At 42.0% G+C, this 23376-nt stretch carries 14 protein-coding genes and 2 pseudogenes; 8 read left to right on the forward strand and 8 right to left on the reverse strand.

Annotated features, from left to right (window positions below):
• Nucleotides 1–2092: pseudogene (locus V5G28_RS18895) on the reverse strand (BamA/TamA family outer membrane protein); the annotation flags it as partial.
• 150 nt (nt 2093–2242) lie between these two features.
• On the opposite strand from V5G28_RS18895, the gene V5G28_RS18900 reads away from it, so the two are divergent.
• From V5G28_RS18900 to V5G28_RS18925, 6 genes and pseudogenes are all read left to right on the forward strand, one after another.
• Nucleotides 2243–3613 (forward strand): lipid-A-disaccharide synthase-related protein, encoded by a 1371-nt coding sequence (locus V5G28_RS18900; RefSeq protein ID WP_332995440.1) that lies wholly within the window; start codon nt 2243–2245, stop codon nt 3611–3613.
• Nucleotides 3614–3688: 75 nt separating this feature from the next.
• A pseudogene (locus V5G28_RS18905) lies at nt 3689–4036 on the forward strand (Uma2 family endonuclease); the annotation flags it as partial.
• 87 nt (nt 4037–4123) lie between these two features.
• Complete coding sequence (locus V5G28_RS18910; RefSeq protein WP_332995442.1) at nt 4124–4402, forward strand: hypothetical protein; 279 nt, start codon at nt 4124–4126, stop codon at nt 4400–4402.
• Between the two features lie 682 nt (nt 4403–5084).
• Nucleotides 5085–9074 (forward strand): two-partner secretion domain-containing protein, encoded by a 3990-nt coding sequence (locus V5G28_RS18915; protein ID WP_332995444.1) that lies wholly within the window; start codon nt 5085–5087, stop codon nt 9072–9074.
• On the forward strand, nt 9064–11037 hold the full coding sequence (locus V5G28_RS18920) for a ShlB/FhaC/HecB family hemolysin secretion/activation protein (protein WP_332995446.1): 1974 nt from the start codon (nt 9064–9066) through the stop codon (nt 11035–11037). The genes V5G28_RS18915 and V5G28_RS18920 overlap by 11 nt, the downstream gene beginning before the upstream one ends.
• 116 nt (nt 11038–11153) lie before the next feature.
• Nucleotides 11154–14021: a CHAT domain-containing protein gene (locus V5G28_RS18925; RefSeq protein WP_332995448.1), complete on the forward strand. Its 2868-nt coding sequence runs from the start codon at nt 11154–11156 to the stop codon at nt 14019–14021.
• Nucleotides 14022–14117: 96 nt separating this feature from the next.
• On the opposite strand, the gene V5G28_RS18930 is transcribed toward V5G28_RS18925, so the two are convergent.
• The 3 genes from V5G28_RS18930 to V5G28_RS18940 all read right to left on the reverse strand — a co-directional run bounded on the left by V5G28_RS18930 (nt 14118) and on the right by V5G28_RS18940 (nt 17699).
• Nucleotides 14118–14993, reverse strand: coding sequence for a DUF928 domain-containing protein (locus V5G28_RS18930; RefSeq protein WP_332995450.1), 876 nt, complete (start codon nt 14991–14993; stop codon nt 14118–14120).
• Nucleotides 14994–15010: 17 nt separating this feature from the next.
• On the reverse strand, nt 15011–16663 hold the full coding sequence (locus tag V5G28_RS18935; protein WP_336231228.1) for a CHASE2 domain-containing protein: 1653 nt from the start codon (nt 16661–16663) through the stop codon (nt 15011–15013).
• 145 nt (nt 16664–16808) lie between these two features.
• Nucleotides 16809–17699, reverse strand: coding sequence for an effector-associated domain EAD1-containing protein (locus V5G28_RS18940; protein WP_332995454.1), 891 nt, complete (start codon nt 17697–17699; stop codon nt 16809–16811).
• Nucleotides 17700–18249: 550 nt separating this feature from the next.
• Between V5G28_RS18940 and V5G28_RS18945 the strand changes: the two genes are divergently transcribed.
• Nucleotides 18250–18453, forward strand: coding sequence for a hypothetical protein (locus V5G28_RS18945; RefSeq protein ID WP_332995456.1), 204 nt, complete (start codon nt 18250–18252; stop codon nt 18451–18453).
• On the forward strand, nt 18450–18713 hold the full coding sequence (locus V5G28_RS18950; protein ID WP_332995458.1) for a type II toxin-antitoxin system RelE family toxin: 264 nt from the start codon (nt 18450–18452) through the stop codon (nt 18711–18713). Before V5G28_RS18945 ends, V5G28_RS18950 begins: the two co-directional genes overlap by 4 nt.
• A 231-nt stretch (nt 18714–18944) precedes the next feature.
• Here V5G28_RS18950 and V5G28_RS18955 read toward each other — a convergent pair whose 3' ends face one another.
• From V5G28_RS18955 to V5G28_RS18970, 4 genes are all read right to left on the reverse strand, one after another.
• The gene (locus V5G28_RS18955; RefSeq protein WP_332995460.1) at nt 18945–19910 is read right to left on the reverse strand and encodes a threo-3-hydroxy-L-aspartate ammonia-lyase; all 966 of its coding nucleotides are present in this window, start codon (nt 19908–19910) and stop codon (nt 18945–18947) included.
• Between the two features lie 268 nt (nt 19911–20178).
• Nucleotides 20179–21018, reverse strand: coding sequence for a GNAT family N-acetyltransferase (locus tag V5G28_RS18960; RefSeq protein WP_332995462.1), 840 nt, complete (start codon nt 21016–21018; stop codon nt 20179–20181).
• Nucleotides 21019–21044: 26 nt separating this feature from the next.
• Nucleotides 21045–21932, reverse strand: coding sequence for a GNAT family N-acetyltransferase (locus V5G28_RS18965; protein WP_332995464.1), 888 nt, complete (start codon nt 21930–21932; stop codon nt 21045–21047).
• A gap of 1 nt (nt 21933) precedes the next feature.
• Nucleotides 21934–23184: an ATP-binding protein gene (locus tag V5G28_RS18970; protein ID WP_332995465.1), complete on the reverse strand. Its 1251-nt coding sequence runs from the start codon at nt 23182–23184 to the stop codon at nt 21934–21936.
• Nucleotides 23185–23376 lie beyond the last annotated feature (192 nt).

The raw sequence follows: 23376 nt of genomic DNA on the forward strand, positions 1-23376 counted from the left end.
GCAGTTGGCTTTCTCCTTGGTCATTCAGTCCAAAGTCAGCCCGAATTAAACCCAAGGGTGAGTCAAAGCGCTATCCCGCCCCATAACCAAAACCAGTTCCTGGTTTACCACGAACTCCCGCAGGGTTTCCCAAGACAGTTTCACCAGTACCCAAATCTGAGCCAAAATCAGCAAAGAATACGCCTCCTAATGCCTGGATGATTGGAAAGCGATATTCTGCGGAAGCTAGCACATAAGTACGACCACTGCCAACATCACCGCCATCGTAACCGCGTATGGAATTGGGACCGCCCAAGTTAAAACTTTCATAAGGTGGTAAATCACCCAAGACTGTACCAGCTTGGAGATTCAAGGCAAAGACTTGTGGGTTTTTAGACTCAAATAACTTCACAGGCATAAACTGGCTGTAGTTTGCCTTGATGCGATTCATGGAAATGTTTCCCTCGCCAATAGGAATCGACTGTTCTGTACTGAGTTTGAGAATAGAACCTTGAGTCGGATTCAAAGGATTATCCCGTTCGTCTTTAATGGCGCTTAAGGATACAGTCGTCAAGTCATCAATACCCGTACCACTAAAAGACAGGGGGTTCCCCTTTTTCATCGGTGGGGGTATTTTACCGTCGCGATCGCGAAGGCTGACACGGGTATAGTTGAGTCCTAAGGAAGCATCCCAGCCCTCAATTGGTTGCTGAAAGCTAAAACTTCCCCCAACTCGACCTTCGCGCACTCTATCGCCATTTGCCAGCTTGACATCTCCATCCAAACTGTCAGAAAGTCCCCGCTTGCGGAAGGCATTCACACTATAGCCAAAGGTGTCTGGATTCGTTTCTCGGTAAGGACTGGTAAATCTGGAATCAAATTGAAAGTCACGGGCACCCACTTCAAGATTGACACCGAAAGTATCGTTAACGCCGCCAACATTTTGATCTCGATAATTTAACGTACCGACTATTCCCTGATCGGCGCTATAATTACCACCCAAATTGATAGAACGCGCCCCTATCTCCTTGACTTCGTAAATAACATCCAGTTTTGTTGCATCTCCTTCAAAAGCAACATTAACATTCTGAAATAAACCAGTTTTATACAGTTGCTGTAAGTCTTCTTTAATCAAATTTTCTTGATAGACTTGGTCCTGGCTTCAGCTTCAGTTGCTGCTCCAAGAAATCTGTTTTGGTGCGTCCTGCGACTGGCTTACCTTTATCATCAACCGGCTTGCCTTCGTCATTAACAAAACGAAACTTGATATTGTTGACAACACCTTCAGCAACATTTAAAGTCAAGATTCCTTCAGCGCCGGGTTGGATATATATCACCCGTGCAACTTTATAACCATTGTCAGCGTACCATTTATTAATTTGTTGTACTGCTTCCTTGAGACCATTCGGGCTGATGACTTTTCCTATTTGAGGTTCAAGGCGTTCCCTGGCGACTTGATATGTCAGGGCATTAGCCCCTGAAAGTTGTAGAGAACGCACAATCACTGGTTCTACTTGGTACTCTACACTTAAGCCAGTTGGTGTAGATTGGCTATTGACACGAGCATTCCTAAATAAACCTGTCTGCAAAATTGCTGTAACATCTTTCTGTAGCTGAGTTTGACTCGTTTCTCCACCAGCCTGAGTTTTGATCACACTGCGAATGATCTGCTGCAATTCTTCATTGGCTCCTACGCTATCTGCACTTCTGTAGCAGAGACTACTAAATCACTGTTCGTAGCTGGAGGGGAGGATGGGGAAGATGGGGAGGATGAGGAGGATGGGGAAGATGGAAAAGTAATTTCTCTCCCTACTCCTTGTGCTGTTTCTTGTTCCCGTGTCTGTTTGTCCTTTTCAGAAGCTCTCACAACTGAATTCTGACTACCACCACTTTGCACATTCCCCGATTTTTGCGAAAATTGTCCAATAACTACTGTTTCCGGGTGTGCAATCCCTTCTATCTGTGCAGGTGTTTCTTCAGTCACCGGCACCACTAAGTTATCATGTTTTTCAGCTTGTTCAGCAGTATCTGAGGGTGCAGCCAATGCTTGCTGACTAGCATTGCCAGCCGCTAAAGTCACTAAAGTAAAAATTGCAGCAGAAGAAACTCGCATAATAGTAGCCTAGTTCACTGGGAGTTAGTTTGTACTTCCGTACTGAGGTTAGGTAATGGGGATAATACTAACTTCCTGCTTGGCGCCGATTTATACCCCCATTCATTCCTCTTCTCCCAAAAGACACTTGTATTTAAGTTTTTGTTTCTCATGAGTGAATTATCACCTTTACCCGTAACCTCTAACTCCGAAGAAAGTTCTCGCTTGCGGTTACTTGTTTTAAGCAACGGACATGGAGAGGATGTCATCGCAGTCCGTATCTTGCAAGAACTTCAGCAACAACCCAACCCACCGGAAATCTTCGCTTTGCCATTAGTGGGAGAAGGACATGCTTACCAGCAGTTGGATATTCGCCTAATTGGTTCGGTACGTACGATGCCCTCTGGTGGCTTTGTTTACATGGATGGACGCCAGTTTGTACGAGATGTACAAGGTGGTTTGTTACAGCTTACTGCAAGTCAAATAAAAGCTGTACGTCAGTGGGTAAATACTCAGACAAAATTAGGCAACAGGAAAGCTATTTTAGCGGTGGGCGATATTCTACCACTGTTATTTGCCTGGTTGAGTGATGCCAGCTATGCCTTTGTGGGTACCGCGAAATCAGAGTACCACGTGCGAGATGAAGTTGATTTATTAAAGCGGAAAAATAGAGGGGCATCGTGGGAAAACTTTTCCGGTTCAATTTACCACCCTTGGGAACGTTGGTTGATGAATCGTCAACGTTGCAAAGCAGTGTTTCCTAGAGATTCGCTGACAGCAGAGATATTGAAAAGGTGGCCCATTCCCGCTTTTGATTTAGGCAACCCAATGATGGATAGTTTGGAACCATCAATTCCACGTCCAAGATTTTATGGTGCTGATGTCGAAAAGCAAGAATTAGCTCGACCTTTGATTGTGACTATTCTCCCTGGTTCGCGTCCCCCAGAAGCATACGCCAATTGGCACCAAATTATGATTGCTGTATCTGCAATCATGACTGTTCTCACAGAGCAAGATTTTATGGGACATACTTCAGGAACAGTGGTATTTTTGGGAGCGATCGCCCCTAGTTTACACTTTGAGAGTATCCGCCAAATTCTTGAATCTCAAGGCTGGCATCCCCACGCTGAACCTCCAATCAAAATTCCTGATGCAAATAGCTTGACATTTAAGCAAAAAAATGCATATTTTAACTTGTCGCAAAATGCCTATAACGACTGCTTGCATTTGGGAGATATGGCGATCGCAATGGCAGGGACAGCAACAGAACAATTTGTAGGTTTGGGCAAACCAGCAATCACCATTCCCGGAGGTGGTCCCCAATTCACCTATGCCTTTGCTGAAGCACAAAGCCGTCTTTTAGGAAAATCTGTGATTTTAGTAGAAGAACCAACAGAGGTAGCTTCTGCAGTGCGATCGCTTCTCAACAATCCAGACACTTTGCAAGCGATCGCGGAAAATGGCATACGACGAATGGGGAAACCAGGAGCAGCCAAACGAATTGCTGAGTATTTGATGGAGCTATTGTGGAATGAATATTGATAATGCTGCCTGGATAAGCGTGGAGTCCTTAGCTACATTATATTTACGCCCTCATGATTTCGGCGAGGTAATGTGATGGTGATTGAACCGAAGACCCAAGCCCTACCAGACCATACCCAGCTACCAGAGTCTGATGGTACCTTTGTGAAGAACTTTCAGGAACATCCCCAGAGTATTTTACTGACCGACTCGATTCAACCTCGCTTGCAACAAATTTATCCGGATGGGCAATATTGCATTGGGCAAGACTGTGGTATTTACTGGAGAATGACAGATCCACCAGAAAGAGGAGCAGAGGCACCAGACTGGTTTTATGTGCCTAATGTACCACCCACCCTCAACGGTGAAATACGGCGTTCCTACGTTCTTTGGCAAGAACTCATCGCACCTCTGATTGTTCTAGAATTCGTTTCTGGTAATGGTTTCCCAATGCAATTTCCTAAGTGAGGACATAATTTGGGAAAACTTGATTCAGTTTTGCTTCCCCTAAATTCATATAAGACTGGATGAGTGGAAGAAAGGTTCAAAGGTGATGGAGTTGTCCGGTTTTTAGAATTAGCGGCTCATCGTATGATAGAACTTGTGACGATAGTGGACGCAATAATGGATTTCTTCAAACAGGCTGGTATATCTCTGCTAGGAGGCTGGATTATCGGCATTGCGGTTGCTGCAATGAAGTTACCAGCTCCGGTACCTCCGTTAATGGGGTTAATTGGAGCCGCTGGCGTGTTACTCGGTGGCTACTGTTACGAACTCATCATCCGACTGCTGTTTAGATCGTCGTCATGATATTAAATCGTCGCTGGAAGACTTGAAAAAGGTGGTTTATGGCGGGCGATCGCCTGAACGAAGTGATGTAATAGCGGTAATTCACTCTCCTGCAACACTCAAAGCTTGCAGATAAACTTGTTGACTGATGCGTGATCAGCAATAATAACGCGTCCCAACACATCATGCACTATTGTGAGCTTTTCTATCTTTGCCAGTTCGCTCAGTGGCGTAGTGTCAGAGACAACAATTACTGGTGACGCTTTTTCTCCAACATGAGATAGCGTTTTTTGAGTAAGTGCATAAGTTCATTTTTGTTTCAACTAATAACAAAGCAAGAAGGAAAGCTCATCAAGCTTAACTTCTGCTTTGCTAATTAGTGAGATTTATATGCATAAAATTAACACACAGTCAAGTATAAGCTCTAGGCTTTGGAGTTGCGACATCAGGTGATAATATTTCTCATAGCGCTTCTTCTTAAAAGCAGATTCATACCTACACCTGAAGAGGTATGTTTCGTTAGAAAAATGTCGATTATTTAAATAGTAAAGGTATATAAAAGCGCTTAGGTTGTACAGAAAGTCTGCAGATTACTAAACGACTTCAGGATGTTTTGCGGTGATCTGTTATGAACATTTTGTCTTGAAAGATACGAAACAAAAGCTAATTAAATTCCCCTTGAATATTGGAGAATGTAAATTTCATGACAATATTTATCCGGTGTGAGCAGTTGTGGCAGATTGGAATCGCGATCGCCGCAACTAGCGGAGTGATTTTCAGTTGGAATAGTGCAGTTGCCCAAGTTGTTCCAGATAATACCCTGGGTGCTGAAAATTCTGTTGTGACACCCAATGTAGATATCAAAGGTTTGCAGAGCGATCGCATTGATGGAGGAGCAATTCGCGGTGCTAATCTCTTCCATAGTTTTCAGGAATTTGGCGTCAGGGATGGACGAGGAGCGTATTTCAGTAATCCGGCTGGAATTGAGAACATTTTCAGTCGGGTGACGGGGACAAATGCCTCAAATATTTTTGGGAAACTCGGTGTGCTGGGTAATGCCAATCTGTTTTTGCTCAACCCCAACGGCATTATTTTTGGTCCCAATGCTTCGTTAGATATTGGTGGTTCGTTTGTAGGCAGTACAGCGAACAGTTTGAATTTTGGGGATGGCAAACAGTTTAGCGCTACGAATCCCACGGCTCCACCATTGCTAACTGTGACAGTACCTTTGGGAGTGCAATTTAACCAGGCACAGCCAAGTGCCATTGTGAATTCAGGGAACTTATTAGCAGGGACTGGGCAAAATCTAACGCTGTTGGGTGGTACGGTGGCTAGTACTGGGCAGTTGTCAGCACCGGGAGGACAGATTGCGATCGCAGCAGTGCCAGGTGCAAGTGTGGTGAATTTGAGTCCATCAGGACAATTGCTAAATATTGAAACTTCATCACCCATAGCGAGTGTGGGTTCATCATCTTTGACTAAGTTACTGACAAGCGTTGATGAGCAAGTGCGTCCAAGGCTAACGGTGAATGGTAATGGACAGGTGGAGTTGGCGGGATCAGGCTTGCCTGTAGTGGATGGCGATGTTGTAAATACCGGAAATATTACAACCAAATCTGATACAGGTAACTCTGGCAATGTGACATTGAAAGCTACTGGCAACATTACTACCAAAAATATTGAGACCAACTCTGTTAATTTAGGTAATTCTTCTGGTTCTGTAGACTTATTAGCCAATGGCAGCATCACTACAGAAGATATTAAAACCTCATCTGAGCGAGGTAACGCTGGTAATGTGACATTGAAAACTACTGGTACAAATAGCAATATTAATGTTGGATTAATTGATGCCGCAACTTTTGCATCTCCGGAGTTTCCATCAGTTAATTCTGGTTCTGTGAATTTGTCAGCTAGTGGCGGTATAACTGCCAAAGAGATTAAAAACTTTGTGGGTGTAGCTTTTGTTGGAAAACCGCCAGAAAGTGGCACTATAAATGTAGGAAGTGTAACGCTTGATGCTGTTGGAGATATTAGCATTGGTAGTATTGGTGGTCAACAAATAAGTGAGAGTCAAGATACATTTAGTGGAGGTGTTAGCATCACTAGCACCAATGGAAAAATTGATGCCAATGGTAAAATAACTACTTATGCTGTTAATGGTGATGCTGGAGACATTAGTCTCAAAGCTAAAAACGACATCACTATTGCTGATGAAATCGCATCCCGTGTAGTCAACGATGGAACAGGAACACCAGGAAACATCCAGATTACGAGTGATACTGGCAATATAAAACTAATAGAGAAGAACGGATCTGACAGAACAATAACATCTTCTACTATTGATGAAACTGGTGGAAATATAGAACTTAAGGCTCCTCAGGGTCAGATTTCAACAACTGGGTGGACTATCAGAACAGAATCTAAAAATGGTGTAGCTGGAAATGTTACTCTCACTGCTGGTCGTGATATTCGCTCTGGCAATATAGAAGCCTCTAGTAAAGATAATGACTCACAAGGAGCGTCAGTCTCATTGAACTCATTACAAGGGGCAGTGATTTTAGATGAAGTTACATTGAGTACTACTAATACTGGCACTAGTTTTGCAGGCATTATCAACATTAATGGCAAGGATATTCAGATTAATCGTTCTAACATTAAGAACACAGGTTTCGATGGACTTGTATTTATAGGAGTGGAGGGACAAGTCAATGAAGATGGATATATCAATAAAAGTCCGACAACTGCTAGCAACGTGACTATCAAAAATAGCACCATAGATACGACAAGGAATCAAGCAAATCCAGATTTACAAATTACTACAGGAGAAGGTATTCAGATAAGTTCTAATGAAAAAATTGAAATTGACAATTCTACTTTGACTGCAAAAACCACATCGACAGCGCCATCTGGTTCTATCACTTTGGATGCTAAAGGCTCTGTTTCCTTGAGCAATGGTGCTGAACTGCAAGCTCTCACTAATGGACAAGGGAATGCAGGCAATGTGATTATCAATGCCGGTGATACTGTCACCTTTGATAATGCTAATGTCTTCGCCACAGTAGAAGGCAACCTACAACAAACACCAGATGTATCGGAAAGACAGGGTGGAGACATAAAAATCACGACTGGCTCCCTGTTTGTTCGTAATGGCGCTCAACTGCAAGCTCTTACCAGAGGAACGGGAAATGCAGGCAATGTGATTATCAATGCCCGCGATAATGTCTCGTTTGATAATGGTTATGCCTTCACCAGGGTGGAAACAACAGGTGTCGGTCAGGCTAGAGACATCAACATCCGCATTACCAACGGTTCTCTCTCACTTACCAATGGCGCTCGCCTTTCTGCGGAAACACGCGGACAGGGGAATGCAGGAAAAATTGAAATCAACGCAACAGGTTCTGTCAATATTTCTGGAAGCAATTCAAGCAACGGACAACCTAGCGGATTATTTACCTCTACAAATCCTCAGTCCACAGGCGCTGGCGGCGATATCACTATAGGCAATATCACTAAACCCAATCTTTTCCGCATATCAGAAGGTGCTGTGTTATTTGCAAGCACCTCCAATAATGACAAAGCTGGCAACATTACAGTCAACGCTAACAGATTTGAGGCTATCAACGGAGGACAACTCATCACTACCACCTCCTCCAGTGGTGCTGCGGGTACAATTAAGGTCAATGCTGACAGACGGGTAACTGTCAGTGGACGTGATGCAACTTTTGCTGAGCGACGTAGCAAATTAGGCAGCGCTAATAATGAGAATATTTTTACAAACCTTGATACTCGTAGAATCGTTACACAACCTGAAACAAATTCTGAAGTTTTTAGTGGCTTTTATGTTAACTCTCAAAACTCAACAAGTCGAGCAGGCGACATTGTAGTTGATTCGCCCATCGTCTTTTTGGACAACAAAGGAAGGTTGATTGCTGAATCTGGTTCAAGTGATGGCGGCAATATAACTTTGCAAAACGGAAACTTACTATTGCTGCGTCGTAATAGCCTCATCTCCACAACTGCCGATACAAAAGGGCAACCAGGTAATGGTGGCAATATCGAAATCAAATACCCTAGGGGTTTCATTATTGCAGGTTTTAGCAGAAATAACGACATCGCTGCTAATGCTTCAACAGGTGCTGGCGGCAAGGTCACAATCAATGCTCTTGGTACTGTCAATATACGAGCACTAAAGAAAGACGAATTGGAGCGCCAACTGCGATTGTCGTCCAACACTTCACCAAAAAAACTAGACCCTCAAGAGCTACCAACTAATGACATCACAGCAATTTCCCAGGAAGGTGGCCCGAGCTTACAGGGTTCAGTAAATCTCTACACACAGGATGTAGAACCCACACGCGGGACAATTCGTTTACCAGAAGACTTAGGTGATTCTTCAAGATTAATTGCTCAAAGTTGTCCTGTTGGTGTACAAGGTGCAGCGAGTCGTTTTGTTGTCACCGGACGCGGAGGATTACCGCCCAACCCTGGTTCCGCCCTTAGTACTGACACTTTTTTAGGAAGTGCAGCCAATGCTCCCTCCGGTCAAAATGCTACAGCTTCCACCTCAATACCTCCACAAGAAGCCCAAGGTGTAGAAATTGGTCCCAGAGGGGAAATTATTTTGACCGCTCGTCCATCTACACTCACTCCTCATACTCCTTGGCAGAGGTTAACAGGTTGCTATGGAAAATAAATATTTCTGGAATATGCGTCTGCTAAGGTTCTTATCCGCTTATAGTCCCCCCTTACGAAGGGGGGACGGCATTAGCCGGGGGGTATTACTCACCGTAGCAACACTGACCTTTAGCCTACCCGTGCAAATGGCACGTGCAGTGGAAGTGGCTCAAGTCCCCAGTGCTGACTTGCTATCACAGCCTAACTTACCGCAAACTCTGCCCCCTCCTCAAGATGTCTTACCTCCACCCTCTCCACCTCCGCAACCGCCTACAGTTCCCTCACCTCCCCCAGATCCAGGAAAGCTGCTACCCACGACTCCTGCTCCCAACCTCCCCCGGCAATCTGCTCCGGAGGTTGCTATCAAATTTTTTGTCAACAAGTTCCAATTTCAGGGCGGTTCAGTCTTCAAGGACGAAAAATTACTTCAAGCGATAGAACTGTTTCTTTATGCTCGCGAACCTGCTTCAGAACTATTGAATGAGAAAGCCAGATGTGATGCATTAAAACAAATAGATAAAAAGGCTCCTCCTCGGAAACTGCCAAGAAGCGAGAGTGATCGACCAGTGGAACTCACATTTGCCCAGGTGCTAGAGGCGCGTTCTGCCATTACCCAGCTTTATATCTGTAAAGGTTACATTACCTCAGGAGCGCTGATTCCAGCAGAACAAGAGTTTCCACCTCCCCCCCAAGCAGGTGCATTGAAAATACAGATTATTGAAGGCACTTTAGAAGACATACTGGTTGTCGGGAATCGGCGATTAAATCGCAACTATATCCGCAGTCGCTTAGCCAGAGCAAACAAAAAGCCACTGAATCGTAACCAGTTGCTAGAAGCACTACAACTCCTGCAACTTAATCCCCGGATTAAGGATTTGTCGGCGGAGCTAGCTGCTGGTACACGCTTTGGTACCAACTTGCTTGTTGTGAAGGTGGATGAAGCGAGAACCTTTCACGGTGAAATCGCCCTTGATAATAACCGCTCTCCTGGCGTGGGTACCTTCCAACGGAGCGTTCGGTTGCGAGAGGAGAATTTGTTGGGAATTGGAGACACTGTGAATTTGTCTTACGCTAACACCGACGGTAGTAATCAATTCGATGTCAGCTACGCTATACCCCTCACACCTGAAGAGACTACCTTGGCTTTTAGCTACGGTCGGAGTTGGAACAATGTCATTGAAAAACCATTTAACATACTAGATATTTTCTCAGATTCCGAGGAATACCAACTCAGTTTACGCCATCCAGTCATTCGGAACCCTCGCCAAGAATTTGCCTTGGGATTCGCCTTATCTCATCAACGAACTCAAAGTTCCCTGGGAATTGATGATTTCGGACCTTTTCCACTTTCACCAGGAGCCGACGATGAAGGACGCACTCGCATCTCTGCACTGCGTTTCATTCAGGAATGGGTTGACCGGGGCGATCGCTCTGTTTTGGCATTGCGATCGCAATTCAGTGTAGGACTCAATATCCTGGATGCTACCAATCAGAAAGTTGCTCCCGACACCAACTTTTTTGCTTGGAGAGGACAGGCTCAATGGGTGCGTCTCCTAGCGAAAGATACCTTGTTAGTCGTTCGGGGAGATTTGCAACTAGCAGACCGCCGACTTGTCTCTTTAGAGCAATTTCGTCTTGGTGGTCAGGCAAGTGTTAGAGGATATCGTCAAGACGCCCTGCTTGCAGACAACGGAGTCTTTGGTTCCGTGGAACTGCGTCTACCAATTACACGCTTTGCTGAGAACCAGGGCTTGTTACAAGTCATACCTTTCGTTGATGTAGGTACAGGTTGGAATAACTTTGAAGGTTCAGACCTAAAGCCGAATCCTCTAGCGTCTGTGGGTTTAGGCTTGAGCTTGCAGATCGGCGAACGTCTTGATGCCCGCTTCGATTGGGGTATTCCTTTAGTGTCTGCTGATACTAGCAAAAAAACTTTACAAGAACAAGGCTTATATTTTTCTCTTCTATGGAGACCCTTCTAATCTTGTGTTGGGTTGAATACTTACCGCTAGGGGAAAGGGGTTTCCTATTCGACGAAAGAAGTAGAAATTATGACTAATCATTTTAAGGATATCTAAAATAAAAACATTAATTTTCTATGCAAAAACAGCTTCACAGGGTATTTACCATATTCTTACTAGCCTTTTTTGGGCTAATTTCATCCCTGACCATTCAACTTTTCTCGCCACAAAGAGTAATAGGTGTAAAGCCTCAAACAGGGGAGATGAGGTGTTTACCAAATCTCAGTCCAGAAGATTTAAGTCCAGAAGATTTAAGTGTCAGAGGTAAAGCTAATTACGAGCTTGGTCGTTTTGATGAGGCGATAAATTGTTGGCAAAAATCTGTTGCAGCTTACCGGCAACAGAAAAATGAAGCTGAGGCAATTAATAACCAAATCAATCAAGCTCAAGCTGCATTCGCAATGGGATTATACCCAAGAGCTTGTAATATATTGCTGCCAATTTATGGGGATAAAGACTGCACTTTACTGACGCAAGACCAAAAAAAGCGTAAGCAGTATAGCGAGAAATTAGAAAAACCAGAAGGGTTAATAAAACTCTTAAATACACCTGCTAAAATCGCTGGATTACGTATTCTCGCTAACGTGTTTCGAGGACTTGGTGAGCTAGATTGGTCATACCAAATATTAGTTTTATTAGCGAATAATAACAACTCCTTACCTGAACAAACAGGAGCAATTTGGTTAGATTTAGGCAACACACTCCGTACTTTAAGTAACAGAGAGCAAGATTATTATAACCGTACTGAACAACAGGAAAACTTTAATTGTGCATTAACATATGCAAGCGTGGCTAATAGTGTTTACCAACAAGCTCTAGGTTACATTAACAAAACTTCAGATACTTCAACTTTGATGCAAATACAAGCACAGCTTAATCAGGTTACTCTTGTAGAAAATTTAACTTCTTGGCGTGAAACAATCATGAAAAACATGAAATCTGGTTCTGCCAACAGAATATGTAATGAGTGGAACGGTAAGATTATAACAAAGAATACACCCCGTTTGTTTGGAAGAGACGAATTTCAATCAGATGATGAAAATATTTTTGAGAAAGTTAGGCAGTTAGTAACCCAATATGTGGGAATACCATCACAGCAAATTGATAATTTACAACAGCAAATAGAACAACTACCAAAGAGCCATGCAGCATTATTTATCAGGCTTAATTTCGCTAAAAACTTGATTCGTCTTAATCGATTTTCAAAAGTAGAAGATTTTCTTAAAAAGACAATTAAACAAGCCACAGATATCGGTGACTTAAAAGTAGAATCCTACGGTTACGGGTATCTTGGTGAACTCCATGAAAAACGTACGCAATGGAAATTAGCTAAAGACAATACTCAGAAAGCTTTGTTCATTGCTCAATCTCTCTCTACCGGAGCATCACCGTCAGAGATTGAATATCTTTGGGAGTGGCAATTAGGTCGCATTTACAAATCTCAACTTCCACCAAGAGAACAGGCTCAATCTAAAGGAATAAAGCAAGAGAGTTTAAAAAACTTGGATGATGCACGTCAAATGTATCAAGAGGCGTACCTCACTTTGCAATCTCTTCGTACAGAGTTAGTAGCAGGTAATCCTGATGCCGAATTATCTTTTCAAAATGATATCGAGGATATTTATCGAGATTACGTGAATTTGCTTTTATGGGATAGTAAACCTCCTCAAAAAAATCTCTCGAAAGCACGGGAAGTGATTGCTTCTTTACAAGCGGTAGAGTTGGAAAATTTCTTACGTTTAGCTTGTCCAGAGTTCAATATAGAAAAGATTGATGAAATTATTGATAAGCCCGTAAAGGATAAGCAACCCGTAAAGACAGCTTTTTTCTATCCAATTCTTGTAGAAGATAGAATCGAAGTCATCATCAAGTTACCTAACCAATCGAATCCGAAAAGTCAGGCAAAAGAAGAGCAAAAAAACTATAGTATCCCAAACTTAATACATTACAGCACTCCGGTAGACGAGGATACAATCAAAGAAGAAATTACAAGGCGGCAAATAGATTTGAAAGAATATACGTTTAATGCTGTTCTCAAAAAGCTGCAACTAGACTTGGAAGAAGAGTATACATTTGAGGATGTTAAAAAAGAAGCCAAACTGGTGTATGACTGGCTTCTAAAAGGAGCAGAACAATACCTCAAAGGTATTGATATATTGGTGTTTGCTCTAGATACTAATTTGCGGAATATTCCATTAGCAGCACTAGTAGTTGATGATAAGGAAAAAACACCCAAGTATCTAATTGATAATTATGCACTGGCATTAGCTCCAAGATTGGATATTCGTAAACCTAATACTCTCCAACGTAAAGGACTCAAAATTTTGGCAGCAGGGCTAAAAGAATCAGAGATAAACTCAGAGCAAAAAAAATATCCTAAGTTGAATTATGTGGAAAAAGAAATAAAGGCAATCGAAGAAATACCTAATTCTAACTTTTCAGTTTCTGAACTGATTGATCAAGACTTTAAAATAGAGAAGTTGAAAAAAGAAATCGATACTTCTGCTTTTAAAATCCTACACTTAGCTACACACGGTGAGTTTAGCTCTAGTCCTGAAAAAACATTTCTTTTAGCGACAGACGAGCCTATTAACATTAATCAAATCGGCGACATATTCCAAAAGCAAGCTCAAAGACAACCTGAACCTATAGAAATTCTTGTATTGAGTGCTTGTGAAACTGCTGCTGGCGATAAGCGAGCAACTTTAGGCATTTCTGGTGTAGGTGTTCGAGCCGGCGCGCGCAGTTCTATAGCTTCGCTGTGGACATTGGATGATGAAATTAGCGTTGATTTTACTAAGATTTTTTACAGGCAATTAATTGATCCCAAGGTAACAACAAAAGCTCAAGCTTTGCAGCAAACTCAAAAACAATTAAAGGATTTACCTGGTCGCGAACATCCAAGATATTGGGCATCCTATATTTTACTTGGAAATTGGCTGTAAGTAAGTCAATATAAATAAGTTTAAAATATAAAATAACGGTTTCTATAAGAAACTGATATTCTCAAGACATTCATTTTTTATTTACCTGGTTTACTCTTAAAGAGTTGGCGGATTCGGCTCAGGAATTAATTCCTGAATATCTTGAACACTAGAAATTTGCTGTAAAGTATCCTTATCTTTTACATTTGGGAATATATAGTTGACAAGCAAAATCCAATCTTTTTGAGCAGATTGTGTTTGTATATTTGCGTTTTCAACCAAGTGTGTCACTGTATCATACCAAATCCCTTGCTGGGCATAATACAGATAATTCTGCGGTGGTAAAATTGGTAATTGTACTCTTTCAATCCAGCCTGTGACTCCAGGATTACGAGATGGCTTGAGGGGATTACAAATAATTGAAAAATACCAGGTGTATTCTTGATTAATTTCTAAAGGTTTCGCACTTTCTGGTAAAGTGAATTTCGCAATACTAGGTTTATCTACAGGGATTTTGACAAAGATTGGACCAGTAACACGATGTTTGTCTTTATCTAACAAGACGAATTTTCCATACTCGACTTCTGATTTTTTATATACATAAGGGATGTAGAACAAAAAGGTTGGATATGCTTCTGTTGTTTTACCCCAAACATAATTTAATTTAGAGAGCGAAATATCATCTGAGTTAGATGACGAGGATTGTTCTTCCTGTATTACAGGCACAAAAGCAGTAAGTGGAATTTCATCTTTTCCTAAAGCCACAAGCGCAGGACAGCGACCTCTACCCGCTCCTGCTACCCCACGACCAGCGATTGCAGTCTGTTTTGCTTTTGTTTTTGGGGGTGCAAAAATAGATTGTACTCGCTGGATAATATTTTCAAACGGGTTAGCTAACGCTTGTGAGGGATCGTTTAAAACGAGGACAACTACAAGAATAAGACTTAAAATAGCTCTAAGCCAATGAGTAATACATGAACGGATTTGGAACATAATTAACTCTTTAGAAGTTAAGACAATTTTTGAGCTTTTAATCTCATAAACACTACTACAAATCCACCAGTACCTAGCAAGCTAAAGGCAGTAGGTATCAACGGAATCCAAAGCTGGAGTTGGGTGAAGAAGATAAGGCAAATAACATATAAACTAGCGACAGCAACAATTTCAGATAAAATTAAAATTTTATTTGAGGGGCAAAACTGAGCCACTATACCTCCGACGAGAGACCACAACAGAATCCAACCTATCTCATACTCAATAGACCAAACTCGTAACAAGGGTCGCTTATCCTCAACTGCACTCACAAGCTGACTTACCATTTGTGCCTGCATAATCAGTCCTGGCATCCGTGGTTCCCGTTCTCCAAAAGAAAATGGAGTAGGTAAGAGAAAATCAATACCGTCGATTCTTGTTCCAATCAATACAATCTTGTCTTCTACTGAGTCCTTATTAAGAAGTTTATCTTCTAGAGCTTCTTTGACAGTCATTTCTCGTTGTGCAATCTTGTGGGGAGAACATTCAGGGACAGAAGTATTACCACGACGACACGCAGAACGGTAATTTAGCAGTATCTGATACGCTCCTAAAAGGCGCTCCATAGATTGATAACCGCCAGTAGTTGAGCCAAAAAGCCGCTGCAAAACAATATTATCAGATGCTAGGTCAATGCTATTTTTGGTAGATTTATACTCTTTTTTGTCCTTGCTTAAGTATTTTTGAGCTAACTTAAAACTCAAGGAATCCATTGTTTTACTATTGCCACACGGAGATTTATCGATGTTTTTAGTGTCCATCCGCAAAAGTTGACGACGAACAACATGGTCTCTGTCCTCAGAGAAATCACTAAACCCTATTCGATCAAAAGGAACCTCTTCGGGGGGAGAAGTGCCTGAACTATTGGATTCTGGGGCAGCTACTTTACAAACTGCAAATATGTTAGATTCTTTTTCTAAAAGTTGCTTTAAATTCTTATCTTGAGTAGGAAATTCACGATAAAGGTCTAGACCTATGACTCGTGGCTTCAAATCCACCAGTATTTTTAGCAGTTCCCCAATGGTTTTGTCTGGTAAAGAAGTTCCCTGTCCACGACCATATTTTTCCATATCATTTGGCGTAATTTGAATAAGTAATAAACGTTCATCTGGTTCGTCTCTCCTTGGAAATCTCATCATCTGGTCGAAGAATAAAAGCTCTACTGGTTCCAAGACGGCAGAAAAGCGTGTAAGTATTACTAAAGTAGTTATCCCTATACTTGTTAGGAGCGTAGTACGGAGGCTGCGCAAAGAAATGAATTTATACCACGGTAGTTTTTTCTTTGATTTTTTATCAGATTCTGAGACACTTGGAAACCATTTCTCTTTAATTGCTTTTAACTCTGGATTGCCAGGTTTCTCTTTATATAGTTCTACAAACAGGGTTTCTAATTTTCCTTCTGCATTTGCCCATTTAATCAGTTCAAAAACAACCTCTGTAAGTTTTCTCGTTCCGGCAATTTCACTCAAATTTTTATTTAATTTATAGTAAATAACTCTGTCCAATTCAGCGTATTCAAGATAAGCAGCACGAATAGCTTTATCTAATTCTTCTTTGCGTAATTCTTCACGTTGAAAATCAGATGTCTCATTGGTTAATTCTGAATTTTCCTCACTCATTTCCTCACTCATATAATTACGCTTTTATGATTTAGCTTAATTTTGATTTTTTTTAATTCCTTTCAATTATTAGATTTTCAATGCTTTTCTTTTTTCAAATATTCTAACGATTCCTTAAGGAAAATCTAAAATAATGGATAAAAATTGTGGTACAGAGTCATAAATATGGCATCAGTTTCTGTTTAATTGCTTTTAATTTTGGATTCCCAGGTTTGTTATTATATAGTTCTACAATCAGGGTTTCTAATTTTCCTTCTGCATCTGCCCATTTAATCAACTCATAGACGACATCCCCATATTTTCCCGTTCCAGCAATGACATTTAAATTTTCATTTAATTTAAAGTAAATCACCCTCTCCAACTCAGCGTAGTCAGGGTAAGCATTAATAATAGCTTTATGTAATTCTTCTGGTTCATCACCGGTAATATTCATGGCTGGCTTTGGAGATGATTCTACAGTGGAAATATTCCCAATCACAGTATCTGTGACTTCCATCCTCTTAAGCAACACGGGTGTCAAGTGTTCTTCAATTCCCGCTATTCGTATAGCACTACAGCCCAGCTTGTAGGCAAACTCAATCGGACGCCCTGCACCTAAAGCATCGTAAAACCCCACCGCAAATTCAATCGCGGCTTTATCGCCGATCGCCCGACTCATCCCAACAACATAATTGATATGTTGGGCGATCGCCTTTGCTTGCACCTCTGAATAACAGCCATTGAGCACCACACACTCAATCCGATCGACAAAGAGTTCAAACAATCCAGCCAGTGCATCTCCACTCACAAGCTTGGACTTCCCACTTTCATCCTCAAAAACCAATCCTTCTTCCCCTGAGCCATGTCCAGAAAAATGGATGATGTTTGGGTTATAGTCTAACAGTGCCCGTTGGATATCTCTTGGACGGACTGCTAACTTTTGATCCAGACTAAACTCATCACGCTTTTGGGCACGCCGCAATCCTTCAGCAATATCTCGTAACTCCTCATCTAGGCGCAATTGTGAAGTGCCTTTAGGGTTTGCTGCCAGAATCAGCACCTTTTTCATCTGAATACCGTATTTTATTTAAATTATTATAGATGCAGTAAGTATATCCGAAGTCAAACTAGGATAAGCGATTTCCTCGGATACTATTAATATTTCAAGTCTTAATTTAGAATTTACGGAAATAACTGACCAACTTTCGCCACATCCACATTACCAGTGCTTTTTGCTGAATGGGAGTCAAGTCCCTAAACTAGTCCGATAACTGAAGATGACAATCCATACTCCCAAGCCCATCCGGCAATTACAGCACTTTGCAAGTAAATGAAGTACACACTTAATATTACAAATCTTGTGGGGTGGGCATCTTGCCCGCCTTTGTGTACCTTAATCATCCGAAATGCGCTGTATGTTAGTCAGCGCTTACATTGTCAAACAGGGGTTGATTCACCGAACCCTTTGAAGTTGATGCAAAAACGAATGAAATTAAAGCCATACCAGAGTTAATTGAAAAACTGGCATTATAATGAAATTTTACTAGAAATTACCTTATGTAAAATAGAAGAGGTCTTAGGAGTTAATTTCGGTATTAATTTTGATTAAGGATATAAAAATGGAAACCACAACCAAAAGACAAGCGTTGTTAAAAGTAATCTACGAAAAATTAGAACAGGCTTATGAAGACACTTTAGAAGATGTTATAGAACTGTTAGATATTCGCAAAAAAGAAGATGAAGAGGATATGCAGGCTTTTGAAGATGCTAAAAATGAACCTAGAATACCTTGGGAACAAGTGCAGAAGGAATTAGGATTGTGACTTATCAAGTAGAGTTAACCAAAAAGGCATCTAAACAATTAGCCAAATTATCAGAAGACATACAACAAAGAATAAAAATTAAAGTTCAAGAGTTAGCTGAAAATCCCCGTCCAAGTGGGGTTGTCAAACTTGAAAATAGCGATAACAAATATCGTATTCGTGTTGGTAATTACCGCGTATTGTATGAAATTCAAGATGATTTATTGATAGTTTCAGTGATTAGAGTAGGGCATCGTAGAGAAGTTTATAATAATGAATAAATAGTAACGAAGACATGAGCAATTCAATAGCTATTGTAAACTTAAAAAAATATACTTTCTAAACAAAGAAATGTTAAAGCTATTTTAACTAGGTAAATAAAATAATTATACTGTCAACAGTGAACAATAGATGATTTAGTAGGGTGGGCAATCCTGCCCACCCTACGCGCAAATTTCACAAATCAGATAGGATTGCTATATAACGGTTAGCGATCGCGCCCGTGAAGGCTATCAAGAAAACAATTGACCGACTTTCGCCAAATCTACATTACCACCGCTGATAATCACCCCAACCTTTGCCCCCGGTGCTTTCACCACTCCTTCCAACAAAGCTGCTGCGGCTAACACCCCAGTCGGTTCAACCACAATTTTGAGGCGTTCCCATAAAAAGAACATGGTGCGAAGAATCGCTTCTTCTGATACCGTAACCATATCATCGACATATTGCAGCACCAACGGGAAAGTAATTTTACCCAAATAAGGAGTACGCGCACCGTCAGCAATCGTATCGGGATTATTGACCGTTTGCAGGGTTTTGGTATGAAAGGAGCGTGTCGCATCATCAGCAAGTTCTGGTTCTACTCCTATCACCCGACACTTGGGGAAAACAGCTTTAGTCGCGATCGCACAACCAGAAAGTAATCCACCGCCACCGCAACAAACAAGCAGTAAATCTAGTTCACCAACTTCCTCAATAAGTTCTTTGGCAGTAGTCCCTTGTCCTGCCACAATGTGAGGATGGTCATAAGGAGGAATGATCACACTTCCTCGCTCTGTTACTAAACTTTGGGCTAATTCTTCCCTGTTTGTTTGCTTGCGGTTATACAAAATCACCTCAGCGCCATACCCACGAGTCGCAGCTAGCTTTACAGATGGAGCGTCATCAGGCATAGCGATGGTAGTAGGAATATTTAGCAGTTGTCCAGCAAGTGCTATTCCTTGAGCATGGTTTCCAGATGAAAAAGTCAAGACGCCTTTTTGCTTCTGTTCTTCAGATAACTGTGAGAGTGCATTATATGCGCCTCTAAACTTAAAAGACCCCGTGCGCTGGAAGTTCTCGCACTTGAAAAATACTTGGCTATTGGTGCATGAGTTGACGGTTCTTGAAGTCAGAACAGGAGTGCGGTGAGCGATACCAGCTAAACGCTTGGCTGCGGCTTCAACATCAGTTATGGTGACAGAATTATGCTGTGACATTGATGGGAATATTTCAAGTGAAAGAGTAATATCATGTCCGGTTAATTAGTTATGATTGCCACGTTAACTGCACCCCACACGCCAGTCGCCTAGGTCGGGAAACCAACGCCAGTCACCTACGGCGGGAAACCCGCCTCCAGTGCTGGCTCCTCCTGTAGCGCTGGCTCCTCCTGCAGCGCTGGCTCCCCTTAATCCCCTCCCCGCTTGCGGGGAGGGGACGTGAAGCGTAGCTTTACGGGGGTGGGGTTCTTAGGGTAATGATAAGTATTCAACCCGACTTGATATAATCAGACAAATCACCTACAGACTTGTAGCCGATCGCCTGGTAAATGTAATTTGAAGTCGGGTTTGCCAAATCAGTGAACAAAAAGCAGTATCGATGTCCCGCTTTAAGTAAGGTTTCGCTCAAAGCCGCCACACAAGCACTGGCGTAACCCTTTCTGCGGTGTTCTGGTGGTGTGTAAACCAAACTAACCCTTGCACCGTTGGGGGTTACACCAACTTGGCACGCCATTGAGACGGGGGTTTCATCTTCCCAAATGTAAGCACTAGCCAACTGCAAATGGCGTTCTACCCTACGTTCAACTCCTGGTTCAACACTACCCAAGGCTTCCAGCCCAAAGGCTTCAAACCAACGGATAAGAAGTTCTCGCTCACTCTCAGTAGCAATACGTAAGCGACCTGTTGCTTGAGGAATTGCTTGTACCTCCTCCAGTTGGAAAGCACACAGCGCCATTTTTAGTTGGTAGGATTGACCAGTCAGGGAATGCCAAGCCTCTGCAAACGCTTTTGCCTCAATAGTAGGGGCGTTGATTCCTGGTAATGACTCTTGGGTCAGGTAGAGGTCTTGGGTTATAACCTCAATAGCCCCAAAATCCTGTATCTTTGACAACATCAGATTTCGCCGAGGTGTTCTCATCACGACTGCAACGATATCTCCGTCTACTTCAACAGTTGCCAAGTAGGGCTTTTGGTCGAAGCGTTCGGGGTTGTGAATCAAGGCGTTGCAAAGTGCAAGCAGCATATTATGGAGTGCTTCTTGTTTGAGCAAGTAGTCTTTTACCCGCTCGTAAAATTGGTTTGCATCTTCAAAACGATTGATTTTCATCAACATCACTTATGGTAGTGACAAAATTATGCTGTAGCATCGACGGCAATGTTTTTGCTGAAAGAGTAATCGTTCCAATCTCCCAGTTTTTGGTAGCCGATCGCCTGGTAAATGTGATTTGAAGTTGGGTTTGCCAAATCAGTGAACAAAAAGCAGTATCGACACCCTTGATCTAAAAGGGTTTGACTCAAAGCCGCCACACAAGAAGTAGCATAGCCCTTTCTTCGGTACTCTGGGGGCGTGTACACCGGACCAATCAACGCACTACTCGGTGTGAATAGTCTACTACGAGCCATTGATACTGGTACTTGATCCTGCCAAACATAGAGACTGTTCTGGCTTAAATAATGTTTTATAGTGCGTTCTTCATTTCCCTCAACAGATCCAAAGGCTTCTATTGCAAATGCTTTGTACCAATCTACTAAGAAAAACGACTCATCCTCAGTCGCCAGGCGCAAGTACCCACTTGACCTAGAAATTGGCTGCACTTTGTCGAGTTGATGAATTCGTAATTGCTTCTCTAGTTTATAGGACTGACTCGTAATATCTTGCCAAACTTGAGCAAAAGCAAGAGCTTCCGCAGCTAAACCACTGACGCCTGGTAACTGCTGCTGATCAGAATGCAAATCTTCGGCGATACTCTTGCAGAGTCGCTCGGCAATCGCCTCCACTGCTGCAAACTTTTCTATCTTTGATAAAATCAACCTGCGAGGCGGTGTTCTCATTGCCACTGCAACAATCTTTCCATCCATCTCTACACTTACCAGGTACGGTTGGCAATCATACTGTTGTGGATGGTGAATTAAGGTGTTGCAAATTCCTAGTAACAAGCTATGCAATGCTTCCTGACTCAGCAAGTAGTCTTTCACCCGCTCAAAAAATTGACTGGCATCCTCAAACCGATGGAGTTTCATCTCACTCTCCTGAATTTTCGCTCCTCTTCGTAGCTCTTGACTCAACAGTTGCGCTATTCATTTGTTGTTGTAAGATAGCAAGTTGTGAAAATATGCTTTTCTCCATTTCACCAGCTTCCATTGTTTGCATCCAGTGCATCATAGATGAGATGATAAGTTCTTTAAGATAAGCGAAAGAAAAGCCATCCGTCTTCTCAGCAATTTGAGTTATTGTTGTTTCAGACAAGCGCATTGCAGGTTGAAATTTGTTGTTCCACAAGTTTATATATGCTACGCGCTCCGTCAAACTTGGTAACTCAAAGTAATATTTGCGGTCAAAGCGACTGGGACGCTCCAAAATTGCTGAATCTATACGTTCTGGATGATTAGTTGTCGCTAAAATCGCTATTCCTGTATTGACGGCAAAACCATCAAGTTCATTCAAAAAGAACGAGCGATTTTCCGCGTCTACCAGGGAATCAAGGTCTTCTAAAACTAGAATACACGGTGCGGACTGTCGCGCTCTTTGGAAGACTTGACGAATGTTGTGGTGAGGATTCTCGTACTCCGACTTTAAGCTTTTAACGTACAAGCACGATTGTTGCATCTTATTAATTAAAGCTTTGACGGCGTGAGTTTTGCCATTACCGGGAGAACCGATAAACAAAATTCCTCGCTTCCAAGGTAAACCACAATCTTCGTAAGTTTCTTGTGAATCAAAAAACTTTGCCAAGTCGTCTTGAATTTCTTGTTTAAGAGCGCTGGGCAAAATCAGATTATCAAAACTTGCGTTCTGAATTGACTCAAACAACTCTATATTTTTTGACCAATAACCCTCTTCAAATACCAAAATTTCGCTTCTAACTTCCGAGTTCCACTCACAAACAGCAGCAAAAAAGTTTTCAGCAATGTCTTTGCTGTCAGCCAAAATCCAATAAGCTCTGGTTTTACAATAACCATCCTGAAAACTTATGAGCAGGACATCTAAGTTATATCCTTCCCATGTCACCTCAAAGTTGCCATTTTCAGTAGAGTTATCAATTTTGTTTTCCATGCCATCCCAACCAGAAATAATCTGATTATGGATGTAGGTATCAGATGTTTTAATAGTACAGAAATTTGCCTCAGCGTACTTCTCTAAATCAAAAGCATAATCACTACCTTCTAGCAGTGCTTTTTTCGGATAAAGTGCTGCTAATTCCTGACTGACATAGTAGGTAATGGCGTTAGTAGGAAGGTTAAGTGCTTCTAAAATCAGTTGTTGAGTTTTCACGAGTTTAAGTGCTTTGAAATTTGTTGAAATACACGTTTATTTTAGGTAGGCAATGCCCACCCTACTTCTAAAGCGTATTGTCGGTTTCCTACTCCCTTCCCTGTGCATGATTACCTATTTTTTCTTGGCGCTCTTGGCGACGCCAGTCGCCTCTGTCGGGAAAGCCGTCATTCGCGCTGGCTCGTCTTGGCG

Origin of the sequence: Scytonema sp. PRP1, assembly GCF_036697665.2 — a bacterium.
In the GTDB taxonomy this organism is placed as follows: Bacteria; Cyanobacteriota; Cyanobacteriia; order Cyanobacteriales; family Nostocaceae; genus Kalymmatonema; species Kalymmatonema gypsitolerans.